Annotated in this window: 14 protein-coding genes; 8 read left to right on the top strand and 6 right to left on the bottom strand. The window is 66.1% G+C overall.

Going from position 1 to position 12,823, the window contains the following annotated elements:
- Window positions 1-8 precede the first annotated feature (8 nt).
- The 5 genes from narJ to AWB66_RS02735 all read left to right on the top strand — a co-directional run bounded on the left by narJ (window position 9) and on the right by AWB66_RS02735 (window position 4,745).
- Window positions 9-662, top strand: coding sequence for a nitrate reductase molybdenum cofactor assembly chaperone (gene narJ, locus AWB66_RS02755; protein ID WP_087628806.1), 654 nt, complete (start codon window positions 9-11; stop codon window positions 660-662).
- A gap of 13 nt (window positions 663-675) precedes the next feature.
- A complete protein-coding gene (narI, locus tag AWB66_RS02750) occupies window positions 676-1,359 on the top strand; it encodes a respiratory nitrate reductase subunit gamma (RefSeq protein ID WP_087628696.1) in 684 nt (227 codons plus the stop codon).
- Between the two features lie 136 nt (window positions 1,360-1,495).
- Window positions 1,496-2,038: a molybdopterin-guanine dinucleotide biosynthesis protein B gene (mobB, locus tag AWB66_RS02745; RefSeq protein WP_087628695.1), complete on the top strand. Its 543-nt coding sequence runs from the start codon at window positions 1,496-1,498 to the stop codon at window positions 2,036-2,038.
- Between the two features lie 48 nt (window positions 2,039-2,086).
- Window positions 2,087-4,024 (top strand): type IV pili methyl-accepting chemotaxis transducer N-terminal domain-containing protein, encoded by a 1,938-nt coding sequence (locus AWB66_RS02740; protein ID WP_087628694.1) that lies wholly within the window; start codon window positions 2,087-2,089, stop codon window positions 4,022-4,024.
- Window positions 4,025-4,052: 28 nt separating this feature from the next.
- The gene (locus tag AWB66_RS02735; RefSeq protein WP_087628693.1) at window positions 4,053-4,745 is read left to right on the top strand and encodes a response regulator; all 693 of its coding nucleotides are present in this window, start codon (window positions 4,053-4,055) and stop codon (window positions 4,743-4,745) included.
- A 20-nt stretch (window positions 4,746-4,765) separates the two neighbouring features.
- Here the strand turns inward: AWB66_RS02735 and AWB66_RS02730 are convergent, their stop codons facing one another.
- The 5 genes from AWB66_RS02730 to AWB66_RS02710 form a co-directional block, all read right to left on the bottom strand.
- Window positions 4,766-5,959, bottom strand: coding sequence for a branched-chain amino acid ABC transporter substrate-binding protein (locus tag AWB66_RS02730; RefSeq protein WP_087628805.1), 1,194 nt, complete (start codon window positions 5,957-5,959; stop codon window positions 4,766-4,768).
- A gap of 184 nt (window positions 5,960-6,143) precedes the next feature.
- Window positions 6,144-6,353 carry a DUF2783 domain-containing protein gene (locus tag AWB66_RS02725; RefSeq protein WP_087628692.1) on the bottom strand — a complete coding sequence of 70 codons (210 nt, stop codon included), beginning with the start codon at window positions 6,351-6,353 and terminating at the stop codon, window positions 6,144-6,146.
- A gap of 6 nt (window positions 6,354-6,359) precedes the next feature.
- Entirely contained in the window at window positions 6,360-8,042 is a 1,683-nt protein-coding gene (locus AWB66_RS02720) for an FAD-dependent oxidoreductase (protein ID WP_087628691.1), read from the bottom strand.
- A 189-nt stretch (window positions 8,043-8,231) separates the two neighbouring features.
- Complete coding sequence (locus AWB66_RS02715) at window positions 8,232-9,014, bottom strand: IclR family transcriptional regulator (RefSeq protein ID WP_087628690.1); 783 nt, start codon at window positions 9,012-9,014, stop codon at window positions 8,232-8,234.
- Window positions 9,011-9,589: a cupin domain-containing protein gene (locus AWB66_RS02710; RefSeq protein WP_200818906.1), complete on the bottom strand. Its 579-nt coding sequence runs from the start codon at window positions 9,587-9,589 to the stop codon at window positions 9,011-9,013. The genes AWB66_RS02715 and AWB66_RS02710 overlap by 4 nt, the downstream gene beginning before the upstream one ends.
- Window positions 9,590-9,692: 103 nt before the next feature.
- Between AWB66_RS02710 and AWB66_RS02705 the strand changes: the two genes are divergently transcribed.
- Together AWB66_RS02705 and AWB66_RS02700 are read left to right on the top strand one after the other, a co-directional pair.
- Window positions 9,693-10,433, top strand: a complete 741-nt coding sequence (locus AWB66_RS02705) for an ABC transporter substrate-binding protein (protein ID WP_087628689.1) — start codon at window positions 9,693-9,695, stop codon at window positions 10,431-10,433.
- A 15-nt stretch (window positions 10,434-10,448) separates the two neighbouring features.
- Entirely contained in the window at window positions 10,449-10,883 is a 435-nt protein-coding gene (locus AWB66_RS02700; protein WP_087628688.1) for a GNAT family N-acetyltransferase, read from the top strand.
- Between the two features lie 9 nt (window positions 10,884-10,892).
- Here the strand turns inward: AWB66_RS02700 and AWB66_RS02695 are convergent, their stop codons facing one another.
- Window positions 10,893-11,582, bottom strand: coding sequence for a DJ-1/PfpI family protein (locus AWB66_RS02695; RefSeq protein WP_087628687.1), 690 nt, complete (start codon window positions 11,580-11,582; stop codon window positions 10,893-10,895).
- 95 nt (window positions 11,583-11,677) lie between these two features.
- Here AWB66_RS02695 and AWB66_RS02690 point away from each other — a divergent pair, with 95 nt between their 5' ends.
- Complete coding sequence (locus AWB66_RS02690) at window positions 11,678-12,664, top strand: GlxA family transcriptional regulator (RefSeq protein WP_200818905.1); 987 nt, start codon at window positions 11,678-11,680, stop codon at window positions 12,662-12,664.
- Window positions 12,665-12,823 lie beyond the last annotated feature (159 nt).

Genomic DNA, 12,823 nt, shown 5'->3' with positions numbered 1-12,823 from the left:
TTGCAACGATGTCGATTTATCCCGTTCTCGCCGCGCTGCTCGATTATCCCGAACCGGAGCTGCTCGCCGCGCTCCCCGACATCGAGGATGCGCTATGCGCGTGGCACGAAGCCGGGCTTCAGTTGAAACCGCTCGTCGCGATGTTGAAGCACCAGTCGCTCATCGAGTTGCAGGAAAACTACGTCGGTACATTCGATTGCAATCCGTCTCATTCGTTGCATCTCTTCGAACACGTGCACGGTGAAGGCCGCGATCGCGGACAGGCGATGGTCGATCTGCTCGACGAGTATCGCCGCCACGGTCTCGACATGGCGTCGAACGAATTGCCGGACTATGTGCCGCTCTTCCTCGAAGTGCTGGGCATGATCGATCCGGCGCAGGCGCGCGCGCTGCTCGGCGAAGCGATCCACGTGCTCGCGGCGCTCGGCGAGCGGCTCGCGCGCGGCAAAAGCCCGTATGCATCGGCATTCGACGTGTTGCGCTCGATGACGGATGTCGTGCCTCAGACCCGGACCGAACCGCCCGTGCGCGACATGGACGAAGCGCTCGAGATGTTCGGCCCGGGTTCGGACGGCGTCGAGCCGTTGCTAGCCTCGCGAATGACCACGCCCCTCGCGCAGCCGGTGCATTTTTATCCGCGCGGCGCGGCGGCCACCCACTGAAAGGAAATTCGACGTGTCCCTGGTCCATCAATTCTTCTTCGGAATTTATCCGTATATCGCGGCAGCAATCTTCCTGTTCGGCAGCCTTGCGCGCTTCGAGCGCGAACAGTACACCTGGAAGTCCGACAGTTCGCAGATGCTGCACCGCGGCGCGCTCCGGCTCGGCAATATCCTCTTTCACGTCGGCATACTGGGACTCTTCTTCGGCCATCTGTTCGGCCTGCTCACGCCAGTTGCCGTCTGGGACTGGCTCGGCGTCGCGCACGGCACGAAGCAGATCGTCGCAATGGTCGCCGGCGGCGTGATGGGTACGCTGTGCCTCGCCGGACTGCTGATCCTCGTGCACCGGCGGCTGACAAATGCCCGCATTTCCGCCGTCACCAAACGCGGCGACAAGCTGCTCCTGGTCTGGATTCTCGCAACGCTGTTGCTCGGCCTCTCGACCATCGGCGTTTCGACGCAACACATGGACGGCCACATGATGGTGCTGCTCATGACCTGGGCGCAGCACATCGTCACCTTGCAGGGAGACGCAGCCAGTCTCATCGCGGATGCGCCGATTCTTTTCAAGCTGCATCTCTTCATGGGCATCACGCTGTTCGTGATCTTCCCGTTCACGCGCCTCGTGCACGTGTGGAGCGGATTCGCGTCCGTCACGTATCTCGGGCGCGCGTGGCAGCTCGTTCGCCCGCGTTGAGGCTCGCGGTCCGGAGCCATCGCATGGTCCGCGGCGTTTTGCCGCTACACTGCTGTTCGCTGTCGACGCCAACCGGCGCTGCCGGCCATGTGGATCAACTGCTTCAATCATCGGAAAGAACCGAACGGACACACGCATGATTTCACCGAAGCCGCCGCTCTTCGGCATCTCCGGCCGCTCCGGCCAGGGCAAGACCACGTTGATCGAGGCGCTCCTGCCCTGGCTGCGCGCGCGCGGCATCGTCGTCAACGTGATCAAGCACAGTCATCACTCGATCGAGCTCGAACCCGCGCACAAGGACAGCGCGCGCTTTCGCCATGCCGGCGCGGGCGAGGTTCTGATCGCATCGCCGTATCGCTATGCGATCGTGCGCGAACTGCGCGACGAGCTGGAGCCGTCCCTCGATGAACTGGCGGCCCGCCTCGCGCCAGCCGACCTCACGATAGTCGAAGGCTACACGCGCGAATCGCTTCCGCGTCTCGAAGTCGTGCGCGCGGCGCTCGCCACCGAGCCGCTCTACAAGACCGATGCGGCCATTCTCGCTATCGCAAGCGACGATCCGGCCGCGCTCGCAACCACGCTACCGGTCCTGCCGCTGAGCGACATAGACCGAATCGGAGAATTCGTCTGCAAGACCGTCCATATCAATTTCGAGATGCCGGGCACGCGGGATAATTGAGCTTTCAACCACAGGCAACCGGCAGCGTCGTTTCGCCGCAGGCTCTCAATGCCGTCCCTACTCGAACGCCTCGCGCGTTTCAATCATCGGCTGTCCACGCGCATCGTCGCACTGTCGGGCGTCGCGCTGACGCTCGTGCTCGCGATGATCGTCGGCACGTTGTGGCTTTCGTGGCAGCTTGAGGGCGCGGGCGCCGCGATCAACGACGCCGGCAGTCTGCGCATGCGCGCGTCGCTGATCGCCGTGGCGCTCGACGAAGCCCGTGCGGGGCGTGCGGCCGAGGTCGCCGCCCAAGTCGCGCTGCTCGAACGCACGCTCGATGGTCTCAAGCATGGCGAGCCGTCCCGGCCGCTCTTCCTTCCCGATTCACTCGACATACTGATTCAGTTCGGGCTCGTCGAAACTGGCTGGCGCTACTCGCTCAAACCGGCCATTTCCTCCAACAGCGCGACGCCCGCGCGTGAAAGCCTGCTTTACGTCGATCTTCTGCCGTCGTTCATCGCCGAGGCCAACACGCTCGTTCGCATGATCGAAGAGGAGAACGCGCGCAAAACCGCATGGCTGCGTCGTTCGCAAATGGCGCTTGCCGCGATGGCGTGCATCGGGACGATCGCGATCGTCTATCTGCTGTACCTGTGGTTCGTGGTGCCGGTGCAGCGACTCGAAGACGGCATCGCGCGCATCGAAAAGCGCGACTTCGCGGCGCGCCTGCCGGTCGGGTCGCACGACGAATTCGGTCATCTCGCCGAAGGGTTCAACCGCATGGCGTATCAGTTGCAGAGCCATCATCGCGAACTCGAACGACGCGTCGACATGAAGACGGCGCAGCTTGCCGCGCAGAACCGCGAGTTGACGGCGCTCTACGAAATGACCGCCTTCCTGCACGAATCGCACGATGTCGAGACGTTGTGCGGCGGCTTTCTCGAACGCGTCATGCGTCGTTTCGACGCGCAAGGCGGCACAGTTCGCGCGCTCGGCCCGGACGACGGCAACCTGCATCTGATCGCATCGCAAGGCATGCCCGCCGAACTCGTCGACGCCGAACGCTGCATGGCGGCCGACGACTGTCTCTGCGGCAACGCCGCCACACAAGGCCCGCCGGTCATTCGTTACGCGCGCGAACCCTGGTCGCCGCGCGAGAATCCGTTTGTCGACGGATGCCGCAAGGCCGGTTTCGCCGGCGTCGCGGCGTTTCGCATCGTGTCGCAGGAAACGACGCTCGGCTCCTTCTCGCTGCATTTCGCGCACGACCACATGATGCCGGCCTCGCAGGTGCAATTGCTCGAAACGCTCGGCCGGCATCTCGGCACCGCGCTGCAGAACCATCGGCTCGCGAGCGCCGCGCGACAGTTCGCGGTCGCGCAGGAGCGTCATCTCGTCGCGCAGGGGTTGCACGACAGCATCGCGCAGAGCCTCAACTTCCTGAAAATTCAGGTGCACATGCTCGACACCGCCGCGCAGGAAAACCATATCGACGAAGTGCGCGAGATCGTGCCGCTCCTGCGCGGCGGGCTGGAAGAGAGCTACGACGACGTGCGCGAGTTGCTCGTCAATTTCCGCACGAAGCTCGAAAGCGGCGACCTGAAGCGCGCGGTCGCGGATACGGTGGCGCGGTTCGAGCGGCAATCGGAGGCGAGCGTCGACTGGCGTTTCGACGAGACCGGCGGCCCGCCCCTGCCGCCCGACCGGCAGTTGCAGGTGCTGTTCATCCTCCAGGAAGCGCTGTCGAACATCCGCAAGCACGCGGAGGCGTCCGAGGTGCATGTGGTCATCGAGAACGGCCGCGAATTCCACATGCTGATCGAGGACGACGGCCAGGGCTTCGAGCCCGCCGCCATCGCCGCGCGCGGCGAGGCGCACGTCGGCTTTCATATCATGCGCGAGCGCGCGGCGCGGCTGAATGCGCGGTTGCGAATCGACAGCGCGCCGGGCGCCGGCACGCGCATTTCACTGTCGATGTCCGAGTGCGCGCGGCAGGCAGCCTGATCCATCGCTTCACGGACACTATCCACTCATGACGACGATTCGCATTCTCCTGATCGACGACCACACGCTCTTTCGCTCGGGCGTGCGCGCGCTGCTACAGCGCCAGCCGGATTTCGAAGTCGTCGACGACGCCGCCGACGGCATCGAAGGCGTCAAGCGCGCGAAGCAGCATCGGCCGGACGTGGTGCTGCTCGACCTGAACATGCCGGGCTTGTCGGGAATCGAAACGTTGCAGCTTCTGAAACAGGATCTGCCGGATACGGCGGTCGTCATGCTGACCGTGTCCGAAGACGTGGACGAACTGGAGAAAGCGCTCGGCGAAGGCGCGTGCGGTTATTTGCTGAAAAATATCGAGGCGGAGACGCTCTCTTCGGCCATCAGGCGCGCGGCGGCGGGCGAAGCCGTAGTGGCCGAGGACATGACGGCGAGGCTGGTGGAGAAACTGCGCTCGCCGGCACGCACGGGCGCGTCTGCACGCAGTTCCGACCAAGCGGTGCCGGGCGCGTCGCGCGGCGAGTGGGCGGCGCTCACGCCGCGCGAACGCGACATCGTGCGCAGCCTGTCGCGCGGCGCAAGCAACAAGGACATTGCACGCGAACTCGATGTTGCCGAAAGCACGGTGAAGATTCATGTACGCAACGTGCTGCGCAAGCTGAAGCTGTCGAGCCGCGTGCAAATTGCCATCTACGCGCTCGAACAGGACGCGGGTGAGGTCCGTTAGGGCCTGCCCGCGCCCCGCGCTCACATCTTCACGACATCGAGAATCGACTTCTTCTTGTCCTGATAGGTATAGAGCGTGATCGCCCCTTCTTTCATGTCGCCCTTCGGGTCGAACGCGATGTGGCCGATCACACCGTCATAGTTCGTCGTCGGCATCGCGGCCAGCACCTTCGCCGGATCGGTGGAACTGGCCCGCTTCATTGCATCGACGACCACGTACACCGCGTCGTACGCGAACGGCGCGTTGAAGAGAATCGGACCGTTGAAGCGTTCCTGGAAGCGCTTCTCGAAGTCCGCGCCCTTCGGCATCTTCGAAACCGCGAGGCTCGCTTCGGAGCAGACGAGGTTCTGCACGGCGTCGCCCGCGAGTTCCGCGACCTTGGTCGTGCACGCGCCGTCGCCGCTCATCACCTTCGACTTCACGCCGAGCGCCGCCGCCTGCCGCACGAACGGCCCGACGGTCGAATCCATGCCGCCGAACATGATGACGTCCGGTTGCTCGCTCTTCATCTTGGTCAGGATCGCGCGGAAGTCGGTGGCCTTGTCGTTCGTCGCTTCGCGTCCTACCACCTTGCCGCCCGCCGCTTCCACGGCTTTCGCGAATTCATCGGCGAGACCCTTGCCGTAGGCGGTCGCGTCGTCGACCACGGCGACCGTCTTCGCATTGAGCGACTTCAGGGCGTAGTTGCCGAGCGCGGGACCCTGCTGCGCATCGGTTGCCACGACACGATACGTCGCCTTGTAGCCCTGCTTCGTGTAGTCGGGATTGGTGGACGACGGCGAAATCTCGACGACGTTCGCATCGTTGTAGATGCGCGAAGCCGGAATCGAGACGCCCGAGTTCAGATGGCCGATGACCGCGACCACATGTTCGTCGACGAACTTTTGCGCGATCTGCGTGCCGGTCTTCGGATCGGCGGCGTCGTCTTCGGCGACGAGTTCCAGCCGCACGGTGCGGCCGTCGATCGTCAGGCCCTGCTGGTTGATTTCCTCGACGGCGAGGCGCGCGCCGTTCTCGTTGTCCTTGCCCAAGTGGCCGCTGCCGCCCGTCAACGGCCCGACGTGGCCGATCTTCACGGTTTCGACGTTCGCCGGCGACGGCGCCGCCGATTGCGTAGCTTGAGTGGCCGGTGCTTCATCCTTCTTGCCGCAGGCGGCGAGGGCGAGGACGGCCAATGCGATTGCGGCGAGTTTCTGCGACTTGCGATCTGCGATGTTCTTCAATTTCTTGCCCTTCCGTTCACGTTCACGAACCCGCACGGGCGCTTCGCGAATGCTCGAAGACGCCGTGCCCTGGTCATCCGATTGGGTGACGGCTGGTATTAGAACATGACGATGCAGGCTCGAATCGCGGGCATTTTTGTCAATTTTCTCAACATGTCGAAGGCCGTAGCCACGTTCAGCCTGCCTTCGCGTCCGCGACGCTCATTCTCGCCAGCGCGAGCGCCTCGATCAGCACTTGCGCATCGCCGATATGATTGGCGAGCAGCAGCACGAGCTTGGCGTTCACCATCTGGCTCTCTTCTTCCGTTAGTCCGTTGTGCGTATCGATGAGACGCTCGTAGAAGCCGTCGTAGTCTGCGATGTTCGTTTCGAGGTTCAGTTTCATGGTCGTTTACCCGTTGCACGTCGCACGCTGGATGGCTGCCGCAACCGAAGCGGCGTCGAAGGCGCGGCCGCGCGCGCACACATGCTGGTCCGGACGCAGCAGATAGAACGTGCCGGGCCGGGCGTCGAAGCGTTGCGCGACCACGCCGTCCACGTCTTCCAGCACGGTCACGCCGGCGAGCGGTGCGCCCGCCGCGCCGCGCGGCACGACGATCAGCGTGCGCATCGGGATCGAATTGCCTACGAACGCCGCGAGCCAGTTCGCGCAGTCGGCGGCCGCGTCGGCGGATGCGCAAAACCAGATGCCCGTGAACGCGCCGCCGCCCGTCTGCGCGAGCAGCCACGCCGCCTTGCCGTCGATGCGCACCGGCGCATCCGTGCACACCGCGCCCGGCACCATCGAACCGAAAAAGACGTCGCCTTCGCGATCGGCGGTATTGAGCGGCGAATCGCGCAGCACCGCGGGCACCGAGAGCCGCCCGCTGTTCGTCATGCGCCGCGCGAACGGACAGTCCTTCGCGAGCCTGAGCGTCGCGTCGCGGAAGAGGCGCGACACCGGGCTCTTCGGCGTGATGAAGTCCGTCGCGCGCGTCGAGTTGAGGATGTTTTCGTCGGCGGCGTATTCGCGCTCGGACGCATAGGTGTCGAGCAGCGTCTGGGGCGCGTCGCCGTTCAGCACGAGGCGCAACTTCCACGCGAGGTTGTCCGCGTCCTGCACGCCGCTGTTCGCACCGCGCGCGCCGAACGGCGAGACGCCATGCGCCGAATCGCCCGCGAACAGCACGCGGCCGTGGCGGAACTTGTCCATGCGCTGACACACGAACGTGTAGACGCTCACCCATTCGAGTTCGAATTCGGCGTCCTCGCCGAGCAGCGCCTTCACGCGCGGAATCACGCGCTCGGGCGCCTTTTCCGCGACCGGATCGGCGTCCCAGCCGAGCTGGAAGTCGATGCGCCATACGTCGTCCGGCTGACGATGCAGCAGCACCGACTGGTTGCGGTGAAACGGCGGATCGAACCAGAACCAGCGCTCGGCGGGAAATGGCGCCTTCATCTTCACATCGGCGATCAGGAAGCGGTCCTTGAACGTGCGGCCGTGGCTGTCGAGGCCGAGCGCGCGGCGCATCGGGCTGCGCGAGCCGTCCGCGGCAACCACGTACTGCGCGCGCATCGCATAGGTGCCCTCGGGCGTCTCGACCTGCAACTCGACGTAATCCTCATGCTGCGTCGCGCCGATGACATTGCTCTTCCAGCGCAACTCGAGGTTCTCCTCGCGCATCGCGCGCTCGGCGAGATAGCCCTCGACGTAGTACTGCTGCAGATTGATGAACGCGGGCCGCGCGTGACCGGTTTCGGGCAGCAGATCGAACGTGTAGACGAGTTCGTCCGCCAGGAAGACCTTGCCGACGTTCCAGCTCACGCCTTTGTCGACCATCGGCTGGCCGCAGCCGATGCGGTCGAAGATCTCCAGCGTGCGCTTCGCGAAACAGATCGCGCGCGAGCCGTCCGAGAGCTTGTCGTCGTTGTCGACGAGCACCGTGCGCACGCCCTGCTGCGCGAGGTCGATCGCGGTCGCGAGTCCCACCGGCCCCGCCCCGACGACGACCACCGGGTAAGGCGCCGGCGACGCGGCATCGTGTTCGGCGGCTCGCGTGTACTCGAACCGAAGCGTTTGGAAGTCAGTCTGCATGGCGTCTCCGTGTTTCCTTTCAGGCATATCCGACAAATGCGTTTATCTTTGCCCGTTGATTATGAATTGTACAAAGCATTTCACACTGTTGAATCGCCGTTTACCCTAAGCGCGAGCAACGGACGTGCGCCGTCGCGCGACGGCGCGTCGGACGCGCTCGCGGATGCCCGGCGTTGCGAGGAAGGAACTTCAGGCCGCGGAAAAGCCCAGTCGGGCGGAAACGCGTGCGGCGCAAGCGCGCAATGCGCGCGCGACGGCGCCGTCCCATGCGCCGTCGAAGGAGCCGCTCGGGCCGATCGCCGTGATGGCGAGCACGATGTTGCGAGCGTGATCGAAGACGGGCGCGCTCATCGCGCTGATGCCCGCCACGGGTTCGTCGATGGTCCGCGCGATGCCGTGCCCGCGCACTTCGGCGAGCAGCGCGTCGATTTGCGCGCGCGTGAAGTCGCGCCGCGCCGCGCCGATCTGCAAGCCGCCCGACGCCTCGATCGCGACGAGCGCATCGACCGTGAGCGGCGGCAGATAGGCCGCGAACGCGCGGCCGGTGGCGGTTTGCAGGAGCGACATCACGGTGCCGGTGCGCATCGTGACGTGGATCGGCACGCTCGCCTCGTTGATATGGACGATGGTCGGTCCGAAGCTGCCGGCGGTCGCGAGCGCGACGGTATGCTGAATTTGCGAGGAGATTTCTCCGATTTCCGGAATCGCGAGCCGCACCGGGTCGACGCGCTGGAGGCTAATGAGCCCCATTTGCAGCGCGAACGGTCCGAGTTCGTAGCGTCCGGTGGCGCCGTCCTGCTGGATCAGGCCGAGATTGCCGTAGCTCACGAGATACGGATGCGCCTTCGCCGACGACATCCCCGCCTTCTTCGCGAGGTCGCCCAGCAGCATCGGGCCGCCGTGGTCCACGAGCGCGCGCAGAAGCGCACCGCCTACTTCGATCGACTGAATACCGCGCCGCGCTCCGCTCATCCCTGGCCTTTTGTGTCGTTTAACGAGATAGGGCGCGATGATAACCGCCCGGCGCCGCCGGCGGGACCCAGCCGCGCGATCAGGTTGCGATGCGCCGGATGAGCGGCGGCGAGCGCGTTCACGTCGGCGATCTCGAACTCGCTGAATTCGAAGCCCGGCGCGACCGTGCAGCCGACGAGCGCAACCCCCTCGGGCGACGCGCACTCGGCCGCGAACCAGTCGCCCGCTTTCACGACGGCCTGGAACACGGCGTCCGCGTGGGCGAGCGCGTTGCCGAGCCGGTGCGTCGTGAGCCGGCCTTGCGCGTCGAGCACGTGGATGTCGACGGGATCGCCCGCGTAGAAATGCCACAGTTCGTCGGAGCGGATGCGATGCCACGCCGAATGCGCGCCGTCGCAGAGCAGGAAATAGATCGCCGTCGAGGCCGAGCGGGTGTCGGCCGCACCCTCGCTCGCGCCCTCGCGCGTCACGCGCGCGGCGGAGCGATACGTCTCGCGGAAATAGCCGCCTTCCGGATGCGGTTGCAAGCCGAAGCGGCGAATCAGTTCGTCTGTGTCGATAGCGATGGGCGGCATGGATGCGTCCGTCTGGAACGAAACGCCCATTCTGCATCGGTGGGCGCGCGGCCGAGCGCTTTCCTGTTAAATAGCGGGCATGTTCCACCGACCCGGACCCGCCATGACCCTCGATTCCACCCTGCTGGACGCGTTCGCGCCCACGGGCAAACTGCGCGCGTCGATCAATCTCGGCAATCCGCTGCTCGCCAATCGCCACGCCGCGACCGGCGAGCCCGGCGGCATCTCCGTCGATCTCGCGCGCGCGTTCGCGGCGCGGCTCGGCGTAGAAGCCGAACTGGCCGTCTTCGATACGGCGTCGAAATCCGTCGAGGCCGTGACGACGGAGGCCGCCGATATCGGCTTCTTCGCGATCGATCCGGTGCGCGGCGCGGGCATCGCGTTCACGGCGCCTTACGTGCTGATCGAAGGCTTCTATCTCGTGCGCGACGATTCGCCTGTGCAGTCCAATGGCGACGTCGATCGCGAGACGAACCGCGTAGTGGTCGGCAAGGGCAGCGCCTACGATCTTTTTCTCACGCGCGAGCTGAAGCATGCGCAGATCGTGCGGGCGGCGTCGTCGCAGGCGGTCGTCGAGCAGTTTCTGCGCGACGGCGCCGAAGTCGCCGCGGGCGTGAAGCAGCAACTCGAAGCCGATTCGGCCGGCAAGCCCGGCTTGCGGCTGCTCGACGAGCGCTTCATGGTCATCCAGCAGGCGATGGGCGTGCCGAAAAGCCGCGGCGATGCGGCGGCGGCGCATCTGCGCGAATTCGTCGAGGAGATTAAGCGCTCGGGCTTCGTCGCGGAGGCACTCGCGCGGCACGGCGTGAAAGGCGCGTCGGTGGCGCCGTTAGCGGGCGCATAGGCGCCGGGCCGGGCAATGGACGACGTGAAAATCGAAGTCGCCGACTGGATCGATGCCGAATTCGAAGCGGACGTGAGCGGCGGCCTCGCGGCGTTCAACGCGCGGGAACTCGGGCCGTCGGCGCAACGCGATCTGGCGGTGTCGGTCTATCGCGGCGAAGAGTTCGTCGGCGGACTGGCGGGCTTCACCGCGTGGGAGTGGCTCTTCGTCAAATGGCTCTGGATTCGCGACGACGCGCGCGGCGCCGGGCTCGGCGCGCGCGTCGTGCAAGCGGCGGAGCGCGAAGCGATCCGGCGCGGCTGTCGCGCGGCGTGGCTCGATACGCTGAACCCGGCCGCGAAGCAGTTGTACGAGCGCGCGGGCTTCGCGGTCTTCGGCGAGTTGCCCGATTTCAGCGCAGGCCGCACACGCTATTTCATGCAGAAACGATTCGGCGCGGGGCCGGACTGACGCGCCAGTTCAGCTTGTGGCGGCAAGCCGCGCCGCCACCCGCTCCACGATCTTCGCGCGCGCCGTGAGCGAAGCCGCCGAGCGCTCGCGAACCGTCTCGACCACCCCACGCGGCGCGCGCTCCGGCGACCCCGCGTCGAACGGCGGCGCCGGCGCGTATTCGATTTCGAGTTGGATCGCCTGCGCTTCTTCCTCGCCGACGAGTTCGGCCGCGAGCGTCAGCGCGAAATCGATGCCGGCCGTGATTCCGCCGCCCGTCAGCAGGTTGCCGTCGCGCACGACGCGCTCTTTGACCGGCACCGCGCCCAGATCGGCCAGCAGCGAATGGAACGCCCAGTGCGTCGTCGCGCGACGTCCGCGCAAGAGGCCCGCCGCGCCGAGCACGAGCGAGCCGGTGCACACCGAACTCACGTAGCGCGCGCGCGGCGCCTGCCGCCGGATGAAGGCGAGCGTTTCCTCGTCCTCCATCAGCGCGCCGACGCCCGAGCCGCCCGGGATGCAAATCACGTCGAGCGGCGGGCAGTCGTCGAAAGTCGTGTCGGGCGTGAGCAGCATCCCGCTCGACGATTCAACGGCCGCGCGCGTCTTCCAGACCAGATGCACGGTGGCGCCCGGAATCTGCGCGAAGACGTCGTGGGGACCGGTCAGGTCGAGTTGCTGGACGCGCGGAAACAGCAGCAAGCCGATATGAAGCGTCATGTCGATTCCTCTCGTTCTCGTGATTAGGTGGACGAGTTCATCCTACGCCGCTAGGCTATGGCGAAATTGACACTGAGCCCACTTTTCACGCCAACATGACGACCGAATCCTCCGCGCGTCGCATCGACGTGCTCGCTTTTCCGAACGCGCAGTTGCTCGACGTCGCCGGGCCATTGCAGGCGTTCGCGTCCGCGAACGAACTGGCCTGCGCGGCGGGCGGCGCGCGGCCGTACCTGCCGCGCGTCGTGGCAAGCGACGGCGGCGCGATCACGACGTCGGCCGGGCTCGGCATCCTGACGCATCCGCTGCCGCCCACCGGCGATCCGCCCGACACGCTTGTCGTCTCGGGCGGCTGGGGCGTGTACGAAGCAGCGCGCGACCCGGCGCTCGTCGCGTGGGTGCGCGCGCAGGCGGGACGGACGCGGCGCACGGCGTCGGTCTGTACCGGCGCGTTTCTGCTCGCGGCGGCCGGGTTGCTGGACGACAAGCGCGCCGTCACGCACTGGACGCGCTGCGCCGAACTGCGCGAGCGCTATCCCGCCGTGCGCGTGGAGCCCGATCCGATCTTCATCCGCGACGGCGCCGTCTGGACTTCGGCGGGCGTGACAGCCGGCATCGACCTGGCGCTCGCCCTGATCGAAGACGATCTCGGCGCCGCGCTCGCGCTCGACGTGGCGCGCCATCTCGTCGTGTTTCTCAAGCGCCCGGGCGGACAGGCGCAGTTCAGCACCGCGCTGTCGCTGCAAAAGGCGGGCGACCGTTTCGGCGAACTGCACGCGTGGATCGCGGAAAACCTCGCGGCGGATCTTTCGCTCGCCGCACTCGCGACGCGCGCCGGCATGAGCGAACGCAGCTTCGTGCGCCATTACCGCGCACAGACGGGCCTCACGCCCGCGCGTTCGATCGAGCAATTGCGGCTCGAAGCGGCGCGGCGCCTGCTAGGCGATACGCGGCTGCCGGTCAAGCGGATCGCCGCGCGCTGCGGTTTCGGCTCCGAGGAAACGATGCGGCGCGGCTTCGTGCGGGCGATCGGCGTGACGCCGCAGGCTTACCGCGAGCGGTTCGCATCGGGCGACGCGTGAAAACCGGGCGAACGCAACTTGTTCCGCATACGAAGCGCGGCATTCAATCGCGTAGGGGTTTCCCACGATTTGGCTCAAGGCTCCTGCGCCACTGCCGTTAGCACGAGTAGACCGATCCATTGACACGGCCGAACAATAGCCCTTTGCCGAACCCGACGC

It is taken from the genome of Caballeronia telluris (assembly GCF_001544495.1).
Taxonomy (GTDB): domain Bacteria; phylum Pseudomonadota; class Gammaproteobacteria; order Burkholderiales; family Burkholderiaceae; genus Caballeronia; species Caballeronia telluris.
Note: the sequence above shows the minus strand (reverse complement) of the source record. Positions and strands in the feature narration are given on the sequence as shown.